The following is a 21,397-nucleotide window of genomic DNA, read 5'->3' as shown; positions in this document are numbered from 1 at the left end:
GTTATTACTTGGACTTTTGATGATGGAAACGGAAATTCAACAACCGCTACGCAAAACATAGTGGTAAAAGATACTACTACACCAGTAACGCCAACCTTGGCGGATGCAACCGGAGAATGTTCGGCTACTGCGGTGGCTCCAACAACTACTGATGCTTGCGCCGGAACAATCATTGGAACTACCACTGATGCGTTGACTAGAAGTACTCAAGGTACTTCTGTAATCACTTGGACTTTTAACGATGGCAACGGAAATTCAACAACCGCTACGCAAAATATAGTTGTAAAAGACAATACTAAACCTGTAACGCCAACTTTGGCGGATGCCACAGGAGAATGTTCGGCTACTGCCGTGGCTCCAACTACTACTGATGCTTGCGCAGGAACTATTACTGGAACTACTTCTGATGCTTTGACAAGAAGTACGCAAGGAACTTCGGTTATTAGTTGGACTTTTAACGATGGTAATGGAAATTCAACAACCGCTACGCAAAACATTGTTGTAAACGACACTACTAAACCACTAACACCAACCTTGGCGGATGCTACAGGCGAATGTTCGGCTACTGCTGTGGCTCCAACAGCGACTGATGCTTGCGCGGGAACCATTACTGGAACTACCACCGATGCTTTGACAAGAAGCACTCAAGGAACTTCGGTTATTAGTTGGACTTTTGATGATGGTAATGGAAATGCGACAACAGCTACTCAAAACATAGTGGTTAAAGACAATACTAAACCCCTAACACCAACCTTGGCGGATGCAACTGGAGAATGTTCCGCAACCGCTGTGGCTCCAACAACTACTGATGCTTGCGCCGGAACAATCACTGGAACTACTACTGATGCTTTGACAAGAAGTACCCAAGGAACTTCAGTTATTACCTGGACTTTTAACGATGGTAATGGAAATAGCACCACAGCTACTCAAAACATAGTTGTAAAAGATGTTACTAAACCACTAACGCCAACTTTGGCGGATGCCACAGGAGAATGTTCGGCTACTGCAACAGCTCCAACCACTACTGATGCTTGTGCCGGAACAATCACCGGAACAACCACTGATGCTTTGACAAGAAATACTCAAGGAACTTCGGTTATTACTTGGACTTTTGATGATGGTAACGGAAATTCAACAACCGCTACGCAAAATATAGTTGTAAAAGACAATACTAAACCTGTAACGCCAACTTTGGCGGATGCCACAGGAGAATGTTCGGCTACTGCCGTGGCTCCAACTACTACTGATGCTTGCGCAGGAACTATTACTGGAACTACTTCTGATGCTTTGACAAGAAGTACGCAAGGAACTTCGGTTATTAGTTGGACTTTTAACGATGGTAATGGAAATTCAACAACCGCTACGCAAAACATTGTTGTAAACGACACTACTAAACCTATTATTAACTCTTTACCCGCAGCTACTACTATAAACTGTCCTTCAGTTCCTAATTTTACTACTGCTACTGCTACTGATAATTGCAATTTTATTTTGACTTTCGAAGATAAAACTACAAATGGTCAATGTGCTGGTTCTTATTCGGTAACTAGAACTTGGACAGTTACTGATAATTCGGGCAACTTCTCAATTGCTTCGCAAACCATTAATGTTCAAGATGTAACTGGTCCTACAACTACAACTCCATTTAGTTCAACTATAAATGTGAATTGTGATGCGATTCCAGCAAAACCTGAACTCGCATTCGTTGACAATTGTTCATCTGTTGTTTTACCAGCTTTATTTACAGAAAACATTATAAATAGAACTCAAGATTCCTATTCAATTATGAGAAAGTGGACCGTATCAGATTCTTGTGGAAACGCATCAACATTTACCCAAATTGTAAATGTTTCCATTTCAAACAGCTTGGTAACAATTCCTACATCTGCTTGTAATAACGCGGAAATCTCAACAATCGATCTATCTAGTCTTTTACCTGCAGGTACTCCAGCAAATGGAAATTGGACAGTGGTGAATAATTCAGTACCCTTACAAGGAAGTATACTTACTGTTTTAGGTCTTGCCGTAGGTGATTATGTTTTCGAATATAAAGTTGAAGATGTAAATTGCCCTAGAACCATTAAGTTAAATATGAACATAAATAATAGCTGTAGTGCTGTTGTGTTGCCTTGCGGTACTATATTAGTTCATAAATCCTTTTCACCAAATGGAGACGGATTAAATGAGAATTTCATTATCGATAATATTGAGTACAACAACTGCTATCCAGATAACACTGTTGAAATTTATAATCGTTGGGGAGTTTTGGTTTTTGAAACGACTGGGTATAATAATACAACCAAAGTTTTCAATGGAACTTCACAAGGTAGATCAACAATTAGTCAATCTACCGGTTTGCCAACTGGAACATATTTTTACATTTTGAATTTCACATCTAAAGATGGTAATGGTAATATTCAGACTAATAAAAAAGATGGGTATTTATACCTTACTAGATAAATTTAACTTAAATCTAATTCTTGAAGGCTGTTATTAACCCTCAGGCTTAAAAAGGAAACCTAATGAAGACAAAAATACTAATATTCGTTTTGATGTTTACTGGAGTTGTAAGTTATGGCCAACAAGATGCACAATTTACACAATACATGTACAACACCATTAATGTTAATCCTGCTTACGCAGGATCGAGAGGAGCTATGAGCATATTTGCTTTGCATCGCACGCAATGGGTAGGACTCGATGGGGCACCGGTAACTAATGCAGTTTCAATAAATACTCCTCTAAACGAAAATAATTTGGGATTAGGAGTATCTGTAATTAATGATAAAATTGGACCTACTCATGAGAATACACTCTCCGCTGATTTATCCTACACTATTCCTACTTCAGAGACTTTTAAACTTTCGTTTGGTATTAAAGCAACTGCTAATCTGTTCGATTTGGATGTATCCAAATTAAATCCAGTTGATGATGATCCTAGTTTACATGACTACAGTAACAAATTTACGCCAAATATTGGTGCAGGTGTTTATTTACATTCTGACAAAGCTTATGTCGGTTTTTCAGTCCCTAATTTTATTGAATCTAAAAGATATGATGATAATGAAGTGGCTATTTTCAGAGAAAAAATCAATTATTATTTAATAGCCGGTTACGTGTTTGACTTAACTAGTGAAGTTAAATTCAAACCTGCAATGCTAACCAAAATGGTTTTGGGAGCACCTCTTCAAGTAGATGTATCAGCAAATTTTATGTTTAGCGAAAAATTCGTAGTAGGACTAGCCTATAGATGGAGTGCAGCTTTAAGCGCCATGGTTGGTTTTCAAGTTTCTGATGGCATGTACATTGGCTACGGTTACGATCGTGAAACCACTATTTTAAACAATTATAATTCAGGTTCGCATGAAATATTCTTACGCTATGAATTATTCAAAAATCAGAATAAAATTATAACCCCAAGATTCTTCTAAAAATAATTATTATGAAAAATATTATACTCCTTTACATAACATTAGTAAGTGTTTTTTCATGTAACATTTATTCTCAAAAAGCAAGAGTAACGGCAGCAGATAAAAAATATGACAACTATGCCTATATAGATGCTATAAAAACCTACGAAAGGGTGGCGGAAAAAGGATATAAATCCGTTGATATGTTTAAAAAATTGGGGAATGCTTATTACTTCAATGGTGAACTTGACAAAGCCGCTAAATGGTACGGTGAATTATTCGCCATGGTCGCTGAAACTGATTTGGAAGCGGAATATTACTATCGTTATGCACAATCTTTACGCTCTATAGGCCAAAACGATAAGGCGGATGAAATGTTACAAAAATTTATTCAAAAATCGGGAAACGACAGTAGAGGTAAACTTTTTAAAAATAACCCCAATTATTTGGAAGCAATTAAAGCTAATTCAGGCCGATACCAAATAGAAGATGCAGGTGTCAATTCTAAATACTCTGACTATGGATCTGCGATCTATTCAAACAAAATCATTTTTGCGTCGGCTAGAGATACGGGTAGTTTGGGGCAAAGAAAACACAAATGGACGAATCAATATTTTACAAATTTATACACCGCAGATTTAGGTGAGAATATGACGCCAGCCATACCTAAGAAATTTGATGGAACCATTAACTCTAAATTTCATGAAGCTACACCTGTTTTTACTTCTGATGGAAAGACAATGTATTTTACCCGAAACAATTACCTAGATGGCAAAAAAGGAAAAGATGGAAATCGCATCACCTTAATAAAAATATACAAAGCGAGTTTAATCAATGATAAATGGACTAATGTAACCGACTTACCTTTTGACAGTAACAATTATAGTACGGCACATCCTGCTTTAAGTCCTGATGGGAAAACGTTATATTTTGCTTCAGATATGCCGGGAACATTAGGTCAGTCGGACTTATTCAAGGCGAAAATTAATGAAGATGGCAGTTTTGGTACTCCTGAAACCCTAGGAAGTACAATTAATACTGAAGGCCGAGAAACTTTTCCGTTTATAAATGATGAAAATGAACTTTATTTTGCCTCAGACGGACATCCTGGCTTGGGCGGATTGGATGTTTTTGTATCCAAAATAAACGCAGACGGAACTTTTAGTGAAGTTAAAAATGTAGGATCAGACATTAATTCTCCTAAAGACGATTTCGCCTATTTGATTGACACTAAATCAAGAAGAGGTTTTTTTAGTTCTAATAAGGACGGAGGTCTGGGTTATGATGATATTTATAAATTCTTAGAAACTAAAAGACTGACTTGTGAGCAACTATTATATGGAGAAATTACAGATGTATCAACGAAAGAGTTTCTTGCAGATACAAAAATCAGTCTGTATGACGAACAATTTAATCTAAAGACTGCCGCAGTTTCAGATGAGAAAGGGAACTATACTTTTACCGTTGAGTGTGGAAAAACTTATTATGTAAGAGCTGAAAAAACAGAATACACAACCAAAGAACAAAAAATCACAATTGCCGAAGAAAATGGGAAAACTTATTTACCTATAGCTTTGGAAAAATCGAAATGTAAAGTGACTATTGGAGATGATTTAGGTAAATGTTTTGGAATAAAAATGATTTACTTCGATCTGGATAAATCTAATATTCGACAAGAAGCAGCTTTGGATCTAGAAAAAATATTAGATGTTTTAAATCAAAATCCAACTATGAAATTGGATATTCGTTCTCATACCGATAGTCGAGCCACATTCAAATACAATGAAGCACTATCCGATAGAAGAGCTAAATCAACTGTGGAGTGGTTAGTTAAAAATGGAGTTGATGCAACTCGATTGACGGGAAAAGGATATGGTGAAAACCAGCTCGTAAATAAATGTGCCGATGGTGTAGAATGTACTGAAGAAGAGCATCAACTTAATAGAAGAAGTGAATTTATAATTACTGCTTTGTAAATAAAATATATAATTATTGCCAAAGTATTTGTAAATCAATTGTAAAATAAATAAACCTCGAAAGTACCATTTTCGAGGTTCTTAAATTAGATGTTTTTTAATATTGTGAATGATATTCGGTACACGATTTAGGTTTAAATGACCTTTAATTTTGCTAAAAAATATTTTTTTTTAATGATTGGTGACAAGAGATATCCTTTCCAGGCAGCAATATTAAAATTTTTATTTTTAAAAATTATTTCTATATCACATTATTTTTTAAGTTTTTTCTTAAAAATTAGTATTAAAAGAAATAAAGACATTTGTACTTATTTATGTACGAAACAAAAGTGAAAATTTTGAAGTGAAAAATTAAAAATTTTATGATAAAAACATACATTTCAACGAGTATATAGGTTATTGACAGAAAAAAATAATCAATATTGTTAATTATACTTAACTTTACTTATAGATATTAACAAACTGTTTGTAAATAGTTTGAGACAAAAAAAATAGAATCTAACAGGAATAAAATAATTATAACGTAAATAAAAAATTATCTAAAACTAGAATTAAGCCTGAACTCAAGATTGAAAAATTGCATTATTTTAATGTTTTAAAAATACAAAAAAAGGAAGGTCACCTACGACCGAAAAAGTTCTTTAACCCCAAAAAAAGAATATTTTCAATCCTAAAAAATGTAGAAATAAACTTGATCTCAAGATTGTAAGGCTGTAGTAATTGAATGTTTTTAAAATTAGAAAAAAAGGAAAGTCACCTACGACTGGAAAAGTTCTTTAACCCCAAAAAAAGAAAGTTTTCATTCCTGAAAAAGCTAAAATTGAACTCTGATTCAAGGTTGTGAAATTGTATTGATTCAATGTTTTTTAAAATTAGAAAAAAAGGAAAGTCACCTACGACTGGAAAAGTTCTTTAACCCCAAAAAAAGAAAGTTTTCATTCCTAATATAGCTAAAATTAAGCGTGAAGTCAAGATTGAAATTTGCAATGATTGAATATTATTAAAAAAGGAAAGTCACCTACGACTGAAAAAGTTCTTTAACCCCAAAAAAAGAAAGTTTTCATTCCTGAAAAAGTGAAATTTAAGCGTGAAGTCAAGATTGAAATTTGTAATGATTGAATATTATTAAATAAGGAAAGTCACCTACGACTGAAAAAATTCTTTAACCCCAAAAAAAAGAAAGTTTTCATTCCTGAAAAAGTGAAAATTAAGCGTGAAGTCAAGATTGAAATTTACAATGATTGAATATTATTAAATAAGGAAAGTCACCTACGACTGAAAAAATTCTTTAACCCCAAAAAAAGAAAGTTTTCATTCCTGAAAAAGCTAAAATTAAGCGTGAAGTCAAGATTGAAATTTGTAATGATTGAATATTATTAAATAAGGAAAGTCACCTACGACTGAAAAAATTCTTTAACCCCAAAAAAAAAGAAAGTTTTCAATTCTTAAATATAAATTCAAACACTTGTAATACATATAGTTAGGTTTAAAAAATAAATTAAATAAATTTTATTGAGAACTCAACTCTTTAACTAAATAATAGAGTTACAGCAACGATTTTACTTAAAATTTAATTAATTCTCATCGAAGATTATTCCATAAAATAACAACATTTTATTATCTAAAAAATTAAAATATAATTATTATGAAAGAAAAAATTACTTTTCATACCCTAGTTTTCCACCTACTAGCTACGAATAAATATTCTGAATTTGAAGTTCCAAAATATTGGGCTTATTTCGTTCAAACTATGATATCCCTTTTTCAAAAGAAAATATCAGTTGATCCCTTATTTAATTATTTAAATACTATTTCTAAAAAAATAGATCTGATCCCTATGAAGTTTAAGGAGTTGATGAAAATTAAAAATTCGTCAATATACATAAGCATTCTCAACCCTAATCTCTGCTATCAAAATTACTTCCCTTTCTAACGATTTAAAACAAATCAACATGAAATCAACTTTTACTATTTCAACAAAGCTGTTTTATTACTTTTTAGTAACTTTTTTAAGTTTCTCGTCAGGTATACTTGCCCAAACCATTGGCCCTGGTATTGCACCAGTTAATACACCAAGTGGAGGTTTTTCTATCGACGGAACACTTAAAGCCGACACAAATACTGGAGATTGGGTCGATGGAACCGGAACAGGCGGATTCGTGCTTGCAAATTCAGGAGCCCCTTTAATTTCAGGAACTACTTATCATCTCTTTGATCCCTATAACACTTCAGGTGACAACATTTTTGGAGGTGGCGATAAAGTAGGTGACAATCCAAATAGTTGGTCATGGGTTACTGGGACTGCGAATGACAAAACAGACATGAACAATGCTTTAATTCATCTAACAACTGATGTTAAGGGAAATGTATGGGTCATTTTTGCCGCTGATCGTTTAAGCAATAGCGGTAATGCCTATGTTGATTTTGAGTTTCTTCAAACTGCTATGACTAAAACTGCTACTGGTTTTCAAACTTTGGCGCCCGCCTCAACTGGTGGAAGAACTGAAGGTGATTTCTTGTTGACAGTATATTTTGAAAGCGGTGTTGCCAAATTTGACATTCAAAGATGGGAATTTAATGGAAGTGTATGGGGATACAAAACCTATTTTGCCTCACTTCTACCCGACTCCGTTTATGCTGCAGGAAATTCCACTAATGTTCCTGTACCGTTTCAAGCATTTGGAGTTAATAACTACTTAGAAAATACATTTATTGAATCTGCGGTAAATTTATCAGCGGTATTAGGTAAAATTGACCCATGTAGTAGTCTTATAATAAAAACAGTTTTTGTTAAATCTAAAACCTCAATATCATCATCCGCAGCTATTAAAGACTTTTTTGAGCCGCTTCCTATTGATAACCTCACCCTTGGAAGTGCTGATGCTGGAGATGACGATACTACATGTGCAGGGTCTTCATACATGCTTCAAGGAGTGGCTATTCCTAGTGATGGTTACACCATTATATCTAAAACATGGACTCTAATAAGTGGATCCGCTACTATTACAGATTCAAATGATCTGCATTCACTTGTAAACATAACCGGAAGTTCAGCTACATTTCGACTTACTGTAGTAACGGGACCTATAGTAGGTTCAGGAGCACAATGTACGGTATCTGACGACGTGGTTATTACAGTAAATCAACCTTTAACTTGTTCTATCAATGGTCCTAATGGTCCTTTATGTCCATCATCTTCTTCTAATAGTTATTCTGCGCCTGTCAGTGCTACATACGCATGGAGTATTTCAGGAAACGGAACAATAGTTGGAAGTACAAATTCTCAAAGCGTAACTGTAACTGCAGGCGCGAACTGCAATGAAACATTTACTTTATCATTAACAATTACTGGAACAAATGGTTGTACTTCTATCTGTACAAAAACAGTAAATGTTTTGGATGATACAAAACCAACTGTAACTGCACCATCAACAACAGATCTTGAATGTGCAACCGATTTACCTGCGGCTGTAACAACTATTGCGAACTTTAACGCACTTGGGGGTGCAGCAGCGAGTGATAATTGTTCCAATACAGCAAATCTAGTTGTTACCGCTTCAACAGGTTTGTTAATAGGTACTACTTGCAGCGGGTCAATCACAAGAACCTATACTATTACAGATCCTTGTGGTAATGCTACCAGCGTAAGCCAAGTGTTTACAGTAACTGATAACACTAAACCAACTGTAACTGCACCATCAACAACAGATCTTGAATGTGCAAGTGACTTACCTGCAGCTGTAACAACTATTGCGAACTTCAACGCACTTGGGGGTGCAGCGGCGAGTGATAATTGTTCCACTATAGCAAATCTAGTTGTTACCTCTTCAACAGGTTCGTTGGTAGGTACTACCTGCAGCGGGTCAATCACAAGAACCTATACTATTACAGATTCTTGTGGTAATGCTACCAGCGTGAGCCAAGTGTTCACTGTAACTGATAACACTAAACTAACTGTAACTGCACCATCAACAACAGATCTTGAATGTGCAAGTGACTTGCCTGCGGCTGTAACAACCATCACGAACTTCAACGCACTTGGGGGTGCGGCGGCGAGTGATAATTGTTCCACTACAGCAAATCTAGTTGTTACCTCTTCAACAGGTTCGTTGGTAGGTACTACTTGCAGTGGGTCAATCACCAGAACCTATACTATTACAGATTCTTGTGGTAATGCTACCAGCGTAAGCCAAGTGTTCACAGTAACTGATAACACTAAACCAACTGTAACTGCACCATCAACAACAGATCTTGAATGTGCAAGTGACTTGCCTGCGGCTGTAACAATTATTGCGAACTTCAACGCACTTGGGGGTGCAGCGGCGAGTGATAATTGTTCGAATACAGCAAATCTAGTTGTTACCTCTTCAACAGGTTCGTTGGTAGGTACTACCTGCAGTGGCTCAATCACCAGAACCTATACTATTACAGATTCTTGTGGTAATGCTACCAGCGTAAGCCAAGTGTTCACCATAACTGATAACACTAAACCTACTGTAACTGCACCATCAACTACAGATCTTGAATGTGCAAGCGACTTACCTGCAGCTGTAACAACTATTGCGAACTTCAACGCACTTGGGGGTGCAGCAGCGAGTGATAATTGTTCGACTACAGCAAATCTAGTTGTTACCTCTTCAACAGGTTCGTTTGTAGGTACTACTTGCAGTGGGTCAATCACAAGAACGTATACTATTACAGATTCTTGTGGTAATGCTACCAGTGTAAGCCAAGTGTTCACAGTAACTGATAACACTAAACCAACTGTAACTGCACCATCAACTACAGATCTTGAATGTGCTAGTGACTTACCGGCTGCTGTAACAACTATTGCGAACTTCAATGCACTTGGGGGTGCAGCAGCGAGCGATAATTGTTCGAATACAGCAAATCTAGTTGTTACCTCTTCAACAGGTTCGTTGGTAGGTACTACTTGTAGCGGGTCAATCACCAGAACCTATACTATTACAGATTCTTGTGGTAATGCTACCAGCGTAAACCAAGTGTTTACCATAACTGATAACACTAAACCAACTGTAACAGCACCATCAACAACAGATCTTGAATGTGCAACTGATTTACCGGCTGCTGTAACAACTATTGCGAACTTCAATGCACTTGGGGGTGCAACAGCGAGTGATAATTGTTCCACTACAGCAAATCTAGTTGTTACCTCTTCAACAGGTTCGTTGGTAGGTACTGCCTGCAGTGGCTCAATCACCAGAACCTATACTATTACAGATGCTTGTGGTAATGCTACCAGCGTGAGCCAAGTGTTCACTGTAACTGATAACACTAAACCAACTGTAACTGCACCATCAACAACAGAACTTGAATGTGCAAGTGACTTGCCTGCGGCTGTAACAACTATTGCCAACTTCAATGCACTTGGGGGTGCGGCTGCGAGTGATAATTGTTCGACTACAGCAAATCTAGTTGTTACCTCTTCAACAGGTTCGTTGGTAGGTACGACCTGCAGTGGGTCAATCACCAGAACCTATACTATTACAGATGCTTGTGGTAATGCTACCAGCGTGAGCCAAGTGTTCACTGTAACTGATAACACTAAACCAACTGTAACTGCACCATCAACAACAGATCTTGAATGTGCAAGTGACTTGCCTGCGGCTGTAACAACTATTGCGAACTTCAATGCACTTGGGGGTGCAGCAGCGAGTGATAATTGTTCGAATACAGCAAATCTAGTTGTTACCTCTTCAACAGGTTCGTTGGTAGGTACTACCTGCAGCGGGTCAATCACCAGAATCTATACTATTACAGATTCTTGTGGTAATGCTACCAGCGTAAACCAAGTGTTCACAGTAACTGATAACACTAAACCAACTGTAACTACACCATCAACAACAGATCTTGAATGTGCAAGTGACTTACCTGCAGCTGTAACAACTATTGCGAACTTCAATGCACTTGGGGGTGCAGCAGCGAGTGATAATTGTTCGTCTACAGCAAATCTAGTTGTTACCTCTTCAACAGGTTCGTTGGTAGGTACTACTTGCAGTGGGTCAATCACCAGAACCTATACTATTACAGATTCTTGCGGTAATGCTACCAGCGTAAGCCAAGTGTTCACCGTAACTGATAATACTAAACCTGTTATATCTACAAATGCATCTAACAAAACAGTAGAATGTGACGGCATTGGAAATGACGCAGCATTGCAGACTTGGCTAAATAATCATGGAGGTGCTGCTGCAAATGATGCCTGTTCAACTATAAGTTGGTCCAACAACTTCTCAGCATTAAGCAACGGTTGCGGAGCTACAGGAAATGCTTCAGTAACTTTTATTGCCACTGACCAGTGTGGAAACGCTAGCCAAACTACTGCTGTTTTCACAATAGAAGATAAAACTCCGCCAACGTTTACAGCTCCAGCTAATATCATTCTCAGCAGTGATAAAAATTGTTTTACTGATCTAAGTACTGCATCTACAGGCACAGTTACAAATATTAAAGATAATTGTGATTCTAATCCTACAGCAACTTATACAGATGGTGATTGCTTTGGCGAGTCAGACAATCAATCAATTAACGCAGGAGTGGGTAATTATTTTCCCTTTACTGTTTCTGGATTTGATGGTGTTTTAGCAAGTGCCATTGAAAAAGTGGCTTTAGCTTTTGAAACGAACCAAGGAAAAGGAAGAGCCGAATTTACTCTAGTTTCGCCTAACGGTCAGGCAGTTATTTTAGTTGGTCCATATTGTACAGGAGGCGCTTGTGACGACGCAACATCCAATACTAAGGAATTATATTTACCTGTATTTTACCCAAACAGTTCTGGATATCCACAATGGAATAACAACAATTTTGTTCAAGATGGTGTAAGCCAAAACTTTATTCCAAATGGAGGAACTACTTCTCCAAATACTATTTCTGGAATAACATCATATGTCTCTAGTTTTGAAAATCTTACTGGCCCTATGAATGGTAATTGGTTTATTTATTCAAGAAAGCAAGCTAGTGTCAATGGTAGTATAGATTTCAAAAGTGTCTGCTTAAGACCTGCTGTTTTGTGCACAAATAATAAGATAATCGTAAGACATTGGTCTGTAAGCGACGCTTGCAGCAATGCTGTTAAATTTGATCAGATAATTCAAGTAATTGATACAATTAAACCTACTTGGATTACAGCAGAAAACTCATTAAACGTTACTGTCGAATGTAGTGATGTTAATGGATTAGCAACGGCTCAAGCTTTATTTCCGATAGCTACTGACAATTGCGATTCAGATGTTAAAGATATCCAAAAAGTGTGCGGTATATTTAAACCATCCGAAGGATGTACTAATGCAGGAACGTATACCAATACTTGGATTGTAGTAGATGAATGTGGTAACACTTCTTCAATATTTACTCAGATAATTACTATTCAAGATACAACTCCTCCTACAATTAACACAGCCGCTTCAAACACGACTGTCGAGTGTAATGGAGATGGGAATCAAAATTTAATAGGTGATTGGTTAGCTAATAATGGAGGCGCAACTGCTTCCGACACTTGTTCAAACGTAACTTGGTCTAATAACTTTAATGCCCTTTCAAATGATTGTTCGGCTGCAGTGACAGTTATATTTACTGCAAAAGATGGATGTGGAAATACTGCATCAAGTTCAGCTACATTTACTGTAGTAGATAAAACTAAACCTGTAGCTCCTCAAGCTCCTGCTGATGTGACTGTATCTTGTAGTACGAATGTACCTGTCATGCCTTCGCTTACAGCGATTGATAATTGTGCCGGTCAAATTACGACTGCAGGAATAGATGTTATATCAGAACGTCTGTGTGCTAACTCGTACGTTATCACTCGAACTTGGACATTTACTGATGCTTGCAGCAATTCTTCTTCTTCGGTGCAAACTATTACCGTTCAAGATATAAATGCTCCAGTAATTACTGAACTGCCAGCAGCTACAACAATCTCTTGTCCTGCAACGCCTGAGTTTACTCAAGCAACGGCATCTGACGAATGTGGTTCTGCTTTCGAATTGAACTTCATAGACGTAAGTACTAATGGCGCTTGTACTGGTTCCTATTCTGTTACCAGAACCTGGACCGCTAAAGATGCTTGTGGAAATTCATCTACTTCGTCTCAAACCATCAATGTTCAAGATGTAACTGCTCCAGTAATTGCCGCTTTACCAACTGCTTCAACGATTTCTTGTCCTGTAGCGCCTGAGTTTACTCAAGCAACGGCAACTGACGAATGTGGTTCTGCTTTCGAATTAACTCATATCGATACGACAGTCGATGGTGCTTGTACCGGTTCCTATTCTGTTACCAGAACCTGGACCGCTAAAGATGCTTGTGGAAATTCATCTACTTCGTCTCAAACCATCAATGTTCAAGATGTAACTGCTCCAGTAATTGCCGCTTTACCAACTGCTTCAACGATTTCTTGTCCTGCATCGCCTGAGTTTACTCAAGCAACGGCAACTGACGAATGTGGTTCTGCTTTCGAATTGAACTTCATAGACGTAAGTACTAATGGTGCTTGCGCCGGAACTTATTCTGTAACCAGAACTTGGACCGCTAAAGATGACTGTGGAAATACTTCTACGGCTTCACAAACCATTAACGTTCAAGATGTAACTGGTCCTGTGATTGCTCAATTACCAACAGCCTCAACAATCTCTTGCCCTGCAACACCTGAGTTTGCTCAAGCAACTGCAACAGATGAATGTGGTTCTGCTTTTGAATTGAACTTCATAGACGTAAGTAATAATGGTGCTTGTGCCGGTTCCTATTCTGTTACCAGAACTTGGACGGCTAAAGATGCTTGTGGAAATACTTCAACAGCTTCACAAACCATTAACGTTCAAGATGTAACTGGTCCTGTGATTGTTCAATTACCAACAGCCTCAACAATCTCTTGCCCTGCAACACCTGAGTTTGCTCAAGCAACTGCAACAGATGAATGTGGTTCTGCTTTTGAATTGAACTTCATAGACGTAAGTACTAATGGTGCTTGTGCCGGTTCCTATTCTGTTACCAGAACCTGGACCGCTAAAGATGCTTGTGGAAATTCATCTACTTCGTCTCAAACCATCAATGTTCAAGATGTAACTGCTCCAGTAATTGCTAATTTACCGTCAGCTACAACAATCTCTTGTTCTGCAACGCCTGAGTTTACTCAAGCAATTGCAACTGACGAATGTGGTTCTGCTTTCGAATTGACTCATGTCGATACGACTGTCAATGGTGCTTGTGCCGGTTCCTATTCTGTTACCAGAACTTGGACCGCTAAAGATGCTTGTGGAAATTCATCTACTTCGTCTCAAACCATCAATGTTCAAGATACAGTTGCTCCAGTTATTGCTGCTTTACCAGCTGCTTCAACCATTTCTTGTTCTGCAACTCCTGAATTTGTTCAAGCAACGGCAATTGATGAATGTGGCTCTGAATTTTTATTGACTTCAACGGATGCTAAAACTTCAGGTGCTTGTGTTGGTTCCTATTCTATAACTAGAACTTGGACCGCTAAAGATGCTTGTGGAAATACTTCTACAGCTTCACAAACCATTAACGTTCAAGATCTTTCTGGTCCTGTGATTGCCGCTTTACCAACAGATTCAACGATTTCATGCCCTGCAACACCTGAGTTTGCTCAAGCAACTGCAACTGATGAATGTGGCTCTGATTTTACGTTGACGTCAACGGATGCAAAAACTCCAGGGGCTTGCGCAGGTACTTATTCTGTAACAAGAACTTGGACGGCTAAAGATGCTTGTGGAAATACTTCAACAGCTTCACAAACCATTAACGTTCAAGATCTTTCTGGTCCTGTGATTGCTCAATTACCGGCTGCTTTAACAATCTCTTGCCCAGCAACACCTGAATTTGTTCAAGCAACGGCAATTGATGAATGTGGCTCTGTTTTCGAATTGAAATTCATAGATGTAACTACTAATGGTGCTTGCGCCGGTTCCTATTCCGTAACCAGAACTTGGACCGCTCAAGATGCATGTGGAAATACTTCTACTGCCTCACAAACTATTAATGTTCAAGATCTAGCTGGTCCTACAACTGCAACTCCATTTAGCTCAACTATAGACGTGAGTTGTGATGCGATTCCTGCAAGACCTGAACTCGTGTTCGTTGACAATTGTTCATCTGTTTCACCTGCTACATTTATAGAAAACATTATAAATAGAACTCAAGATTCCTATTCAATTGTGAGAAAATGGACTGTATCAGATTCTTGTGGAAACACATCCACAATTACCCAAATTGTTAATGTTTCTATTTCAAATAGTCTTGTAACAATTCCCGCCTCTGCTTGTAATAACGGGGAAGTGACAACGATTGATCTATCTAGTCTTTTACCTGTAGGAACTCCTGCAAACGGAAGCTGGACAGCGACAAATAATTCAGTAACCCTACAAGGAAGTATACTTACTGTTTTTGGTCTTGCTAAAGATGATTATGTTTTCGAATACAAAATTGAAGATGCAAATTGTCCTAGAAGCATTAAGATAAATATGACGATAGATGAATCCTGCAAAGGTATAGTTTTGCCTTGTGCTACGGTATTGGTTCATAATGCCTTCTCTCCAAATGGAGATGGAATTAATGAAAATTTCATAATCGACAATATTAATCCTACCGCCGATTGTTATCCGGATAATACGGTCGAAATTTACAATCGTTGGGGAGTATTGGTTTTTGAAACTCGAAACTATAACAACGAAACTAATAATTTCAATGGAATTTCAAGAGGAAGAACAACCATTAGTCAGTCTTCTGGCTTACCTAGTGGCGTTTACTTCTATATTCTGAATTACACCTCTAAAGACAATAATGGTAACCTTCAGACGAATAAAAAAGACGGGTATTTATACCTAACTAGATAATTAAAATCTAAGACCTGAGGATAAAAGGATTCTCAGGTCTTATAAAAATAGAATCAAGTGCTCCTATCTTCTAATGATAAACGTTAATTAATTTAATCCATTTGACCTGTTGAACTCTTTAATAATCTGTTCGATAGCTAATTAAAAATTATAAATATCTACTATGAAAACAAAACTATTTTCATTCGTTTTGATGTTTACAGCCATGGTAAGTTTTGCGCAACAAGATGCTCAATTTACGCAATACATGTACAACACAATCAATATTAATCCTGCTTATGCTGGATCAAGAGGAGTTCTAAGTATTTTTGCCTTGCATCGTACGCAATGGGTAGGGCTAGACGGCGCACCAGTTACTAATGCGGTGTCCGTAAATACGCCATTAAACGGAAGTAATTTGGGATTGGGAGTTTCTATTGTCAATGATAAAATAGGACCAACTCACGAGAATACACTTTCCGCTGATTTGTCCTATACCATACCTACCTCAGAGACTTTTAAACTTTCGTTTGGTATTAAAGCAACTGCTAATCTGTTTGACTTAGATGTCTCAAGATTAAATCCAGCTGATGATGATCCTAGTCTACATGATTACAGTAATAAATTTTCGCCAAATATCGGTGCGGGTATTTATCTACATTCTTCTAAAGCATATGTAGGTTTTTCCGTGCCTAACTTTATCGAATCAAAAAGATATGATGATAATGAAGTAGCAATCTTTAAAGAAAAAATCAACTATTATTTAATTGCTGGTTATGTGTTTGATTTAACTAATGACATTAAATTCAAACCTGCAATGCTAACTAAAATGGTTGTTGGGGCTCCTCTTCAGGTAGATGTTTCCGCAAATTTCATGTTCAGTGAAAAGTTTGTTGTGGGAGTGGCTTACAGATGGAGCGCTGCATTAAGCGCTATGGTTGGTTTTCAAGTTTCAGATGGTTTGTATATAGGATACGGCTATGATCATGAAACTACTAATTTAAACCGTTATAATTCTGGTTCGCACGAGATTTTCTTGCGCTATGAATTATTCAATAATACCAATAAAATTATTACTCCGAGATTTTTTTAAAATCAATCTCTATGAGAAACATTATTATTTATATAACAACATCATTAAGTCTTATTTCATTTAAAATTTATTCCCAAAACGAAAAATTTTATGTAACCAATAAAATAAATGATAAATATGCCTACATCGATGTGTTAAAAACATATGAAAGGGTAGCTGAAAAAGGGTATAAATCAGTAGATCTATTTCAAAAATTAGGTAATTCATACTACTCATATGCTGAACTGGACAAAGCCGCTAAATGGTATGGTGAATTATTTGCGATGACTAGTGATTTGGAACCCAAATATTATAATCAATATGCTCAGTCTTTAATTTTTATAGGTCAAAAGGGTAAAGCCGACGAAATATTAGAAAAATTAAAGCAAAAATTAGAAGCTATTGATTCTAAAAAAAATTATGAAAACAAAATTAAAAAATAACTCGAAGATTCTCCTTAAAACAATTATTATGAAAAATTATATACTCCTTTACATAACAATAGTAAGTGTTTTTTCATGTAACATTTATTCCCAAAAAGCGCGAGTAACCGCAGCGGACAAAAAATATGACAACTATGCATACGTTGATGCCATAAAAACCTATGAAAGGGTGGCTGAAAAAGGATATAAATCCGTGGATATGTTTAAAAAATTAGGAAATGCCTATTATTTCAATGGTGAACTTGATAAAGCTGCTAAATGGTATAGCGAATTGTTTGCCATGAGTACTGAAACTGATTTGGAAGCCGAATATTATTACCGTTATGCCCAATCTTTACGATCAATTGGTCAAAATGATAAGGCAAATGAAATGTTAGAAAAATTCATTCAAAAATCAGGAAACGATAGTAGAGGAAAACTTTTTAAAGAAAATCCAGACTATTTAGAAGCAATAAAAGCTAACTCTGGAAGATATCAATTAGAAGATGCAGGAGTAAATTCTAAATATTCAGATTATGGTACCACTATTTATTCAAATAAAATCGTATTTACGTCAGCTCGAGACACAGGAAGTTTAGGACATAGAACTAATTCATGGACGGGTCAACCCTTTACAAACTTATATACTGCTGATTTAGGTGATAACATGATAAAGGGGGCGCCAAAGAAATTTGATAAAACTATCAACTCAAAATTTCATGAAGCAACGCCTGTTTTTACAGCTGATGGAAAGACAATGTATTTTACCAGAAATAACTTTCTCAATGGTAAAAAAGGAAAAGACGGAAATGACATTACTTTAATAAAAATTTACAAAGCTAGTTTAGAAAATAATACGTGGACTAAAATAACAGAATTACCGTTTGACAGCAATAATTATAGTACAGCGCATCCCGCCTTAAGTCCCGATGGCAAGACTTTATATTTTGCTTCTGATATGCCGGGAACGTTAGGTCAGTCCGATATATTTAAAGTCAAAATTAATGACGATGGCAGTTTTGGCACTCCAGAAAATTTAGGTAACGTAATCAATACTGAAGGTAAAGAAACTTTTCCTTTCGTCAATGATGAAAACGAGATCTATTTTGCCTCAGATGGTCACCCAGGTCTAGGCGGATTAGATGTTTTTGTATCAAAAATAAATACAGATGGTACATTCAGTAAAGTACAGAATGTTGGAGCTGATGTTAACTCTCCTAAAGATGATTTTGCTTATATAATTGATACGAAATCAAGAAGAGGTTATTTTAGTTCCAATAGAGATGGTGGTCAAGGCTTCGATGATATTTATAAATTCTTGGAAACTAAAAGACTTACTTGCGAGCAGTCATTGTATGGCGAAGTTACAGATTTGGTAACAAAGGAACTTCTTCCAGATGCCAAAATTAGTATATACGATAGTCTTTTTAGCCTTATTAGTTCAACTGTATCTGATGAAAAAGGTAACTATACTTTTAAAGTAGAGTGTGGTAAAATGTATAATATAAGAGCCGAAAAAACAGAATATACAACCAAAGAACAAAAAATTACTATTGCCGAAGAAAATGGTAAAACATATTTACCAATCGCATTGGAAAAATCCAAATGCAAGGTCACTATTGGAGATGATTTAGGTAAATGTTTTGGAATAAAAATGATCTATTTTGATTTTGATAAATCTAACATTAGAGAAGAAGCAGCAATTGATTTAGAAAAAATATTAGATGTCTTAAATCAAAATCCAACTATGAAACTAGATATACGTTCCCATACTGATAGTCGAGGAACATTCAAATACAACGAATCATTATCCGATAGAAGAGCTAAATCGACTATAAAATGGTTGGTTAAAAACGGAGTAGATTCGAGTAGATTGACCGGTAAAGGATATGGTGAAAATCAACTTGTAAACAAATGCTCTGATAATATGGAATGTACTGAAGATGAACATCAACTTAACAGACGAAGTGAATTTATAATTACTGCTTTGTAAAAATTAAAAAGAGGCTGCGACTTGGGGGAAACAGCCTCTTAATCCAAAATAAAAAACTCGACTTATATTTTCACAAAGATATTAGTGTAATATTTTCTTCCATTCGCCGGATTTTCTCTAATGGATATCCCAAAATTAGTAAAGTCACCTTCAATGTTAACTTTGTGTCCTGGACTTTCTAACCAAGCCTTTAAAGCTGCTTGAGGACTATTATAGTTGTATGCAATATTTTCACTAACTGTTTTAGCACCTAAAACTTTCATAATGTTTTCAGCTCGAGCAACAAAATCATTGTGATTGACCACATTATTAGTGATCATATAATTAACGTGCTCTTCTGACTTAAATGAAATATGATTAATTTTTGCTAAAGGATTTAAACCTACACTAACTCTGTAACCATTAATCAAATCCATAGTTTGTAATTCTGTAGCGCTATATGTATATTCAGTCACTTTTTGAGCCGAAGCTTCTGCAGTTGCTGATGTAGAATTATCAGCAGAACACGAAACCATAAAATAGGTCACCGAAACAAGCAAAATTTTACTAAGTAGGTTTAGTTTCATAAAATAGTAGTTTAAGTTTAAAGTAGAATGTGGGGCAAACTTCTTTAGGATATTAATAATTTTTGATTTTTAATATTATTTAAAACTACATTTTTTGTCGGCAAACTACCAAATAAAATCGATGAAATACATTATAATTATTAATTTACCTATATATTTCTTACATATTTTATTATAATCATCGATTTTTTAAGTGCATTCTTGTTAAGTTATATATAAAATTACATGCCAAATTAATCAGTATTTGATTTACAGTCAATTAGTTAATTTTGTGCACTATTTAATTTGCATATCCACTTGTATAAAAAAAGAGACTGCATCTTGATGATACAGCCTCAATATGCCAAAAGAATAATTTATATCTTCGCAAAAATATTGGTATAATATTTTCTGCCGTCAGTTGAACTCACTCTAATCGAAATTCCAAAATTGGTAAAATTACCTACAATATTAGCTTTATGTCCAGGACTGGCTAACCAAGCATCAAAAGCAGCTTGTGCATTACTATAATTATACGCAACATTTTCAGCTATTGCGTTAGCTCCTAAAACCTTCATTATGTCTTGAGAACGCGCACTGAAATTATCATGACTAAGTATATTCGTAGTAATCATATAATTATTGTGTTCTTCAGCTTTTAAGGAAATGTAATTCGTTTTCTGCAAAGATTTTAGCCCATTATTTACTCTATAAGCATTTATTAAATCCATAAGTTGGATCTCAGCAGTGGTATAGGTATAACTATATGTATCTGATATTGGTAATGGACTAGCTGTTGCAACGGGTAAAGATGTTGTTGATGTAGTCGGCGCTACTGGTGTTGGTGTTGTAACTGGGGATACTGATGCTGTTGGCGCATTAGGGGCTACATAATGATCCGAGGTACAAGAATTCATCGTACTTATTACTGAAATAAGTAATAATGTAAAAAGTGATTTTAATTTCATAAAAATTTGTAGTCGTTGAATTATCAATTAGTTTGCATTCCAAATTATTTGAATAATTTTGAGTTTGCTGTGTTTCAGCCCCTTAAATAATCGGACACAATTATAAATAGAAATCTATAATTTTGTACGATGGAAAAGAGAAAATTTACCAAAGAAGAGAAGCT

General features: G+C 36.0%; 9 protein-coding genes. 7 read left to right on the top strand and 2 right to left on the bottom strand.

What is annotated here, in order from left to right; all coding sequences use genetic code 11:
• The 7 genes from IWX84_RS14965 to IWX84_RS14935 form a co-directional block, all read left to right on the top strand.
• The coding region (locus IWX84_RS14965) for a gliding motility-associated C-terminal domain-containing protein (protein ID WP_196851557.1) at positions 1-2,460 on the top strand (2,460 nt) is incomplete at its 5' end.
• Positions 2,461-2,522: 62 nt separating this feature from the next.
• On the top strand, positions 2,523-3,431 hold the full coding sequence (locus tag IWX84_RS14960; protein ID WP_196851556.1) for a type IX secretion system membrane protein PorP/SprF: 909 nt from the start codon (positions 2,523-2,525) through the stop codon (positions 3,429-3,431).
• A gap of 11 nt (positions 3,432-3,442) precedes the next feature.
• The gene (locus IWX84_RS14955; RefSeq protein ID WP_196851555.1) at positions 3,443-5,386 is read left to right on the top strand and encodes an OmpA family protein; all 1,944 of its coding nucleotides are present in this window, start codon (positions 3,443-3,445) and stop codon (positions 5,384-5,386) included.
• A gap of 1,952 nt (positions 5,387-7,338) precedes the next feature.
• Entirely contained in the window at positions 7,339-16,254 is an 8,916-nt protein-coding gene (locus IWX84_RS14950) for a gliding motility-associated C-terminal domain-containing protein (RefSeq protein ID WP_196851554.1), read from the top strand.
• Positions 16,255-16,417: 163 nt separating this feature from the next.
• A complete protein-coding gene (locus IWX84_RS14945) occupies positions 16,418-17,326 on the top strand; it encodes a type IX secretion system membrane protein PorP/SprF (protein ID WP_196851553.1) in 909 nt (302 codons plus the stop codon).
• An 11-nt stretch (positions 17,327-17,337) separates the two neighbouring features.
• Positions 17,338-17,748, top strand: coding sequence for a flagellar motor protein MotB (locus IWX84_RS14940; RefSeq protein ID WP_196851552.1), 411 nt, complete (start codon positions 17,338-17,340; stop codon positions 17,746-17,748).
• A gap of 28 nt (positions 17,749-17,776) precedes the next feature.
• On the top strand, positions 17,777-19,720 hold the full coding sequence (locus tag IWX84_RS14935; protein WP_196851551.1) for an OmpA family protein: 1,944 nt from the start codon (positions 17,777-17,779) through the stop codon (positions 19,718-19,720).
• Between the two features lie 62 nt (positions 19,721-19,782).
• On the opposite strand, the gene IWX84_RS14930 is transcribed toward IWX84_RS14935, so the two are convergent.
• On the bottom strand, positions 19,783-20,286 hold the full coding sequence (locus IWX84_RS14930) for a CAP domain-containing protein (protein WP_196851550.1): 504 nt from the start codon (positions 20,284-20,286) through the stop codon (positions 19,783-19,785).
• Positions 20,287-20,642: 356 nt separating this feature from the next.
• The gene (locus tag IWX84_RS14925; protein ID WP_231385509.1) at positions 20,643-21,233 is read right to left on the bottom strand and encodes a CAP domain-containing protein; all 591 of its coding nucleotides are present in this window, start codon (positions 21,231-21,233) and stop codon (positions 20,643-20,645) included.
• Positions 21,234-21,397 lie beyond the last annotated feature (164 nt).

It is taken from the genome of Flavobacterium sp. CG_9.10 (assembly GCF_015752245.1).
Taxonomy (GTDB): Bacteria; Bacteroidota; Bacteroidia; order Flavobacteriales; family Flavobacteriaceae; genus Flavobacterium.
Note: the sequence above shows the minus strand (reverse complement) of the source record. Positions and strands in the feature narration are given on the sequence as shown.

Bases quoted from the DNA above. Each gene is read 5' to 3' on its own strand.
- IWX84_RS14930 (WP_196851550.1), bottom strand. From the start codon at position 20,286: ATGAAACTAAACCTACTTAGTAAAATTTTGCTTGTTTCGGTGACCTAT.
- IWX84_RS14945 (WP_196851553.1), top strand. From the start codon at position 16,418: ATGAAAACAAAACTATTTTCATTCGTTTTGATGTTTACAGCCATGGTA.
- IWX84_RS14955 (WP_196851555.1), top strand. From the start codon at position 3,443: ATGAAAAATATTATACTCCTTTACATAACATTAGTAAGTGTTTTTTCA.
- IWX84_RS14935 (WP_196851551.1), top strand. From the start codon at position 17,777: ATGAAAAATTATATACTCCTTTACATAACAATAGTAAGTGTTTTTTCA.
- IWX84_RS14950 (WP_196851554.1), top strand. From the start codon at position 7,339: ATGAAATCAACTTTTACTATTTCAACAAAGCTGTTTTATTACTTTTTA.
- IWX84_RS14960 (WP_196851556.1), top strand. From the start codon at position 2,523: ATGAAGACAAAAATACTAATATTCGTTTTGATGTTTACTGGAGTTGTA.
- IWX84_RS14940 (WP_196851552.1), top strand. From the start codon at position 17,338: ATGAGAAACATTATTATTTATATAACAACATCATTAAGTCTTATTTCA.
- IWX84_RS14925 (WP_231385509.1), bottom strand. From the start codon at position 21,233: ATGAAATTAAAATCACTTTTTACATTATTACTTATTTCAGTAATAAGT.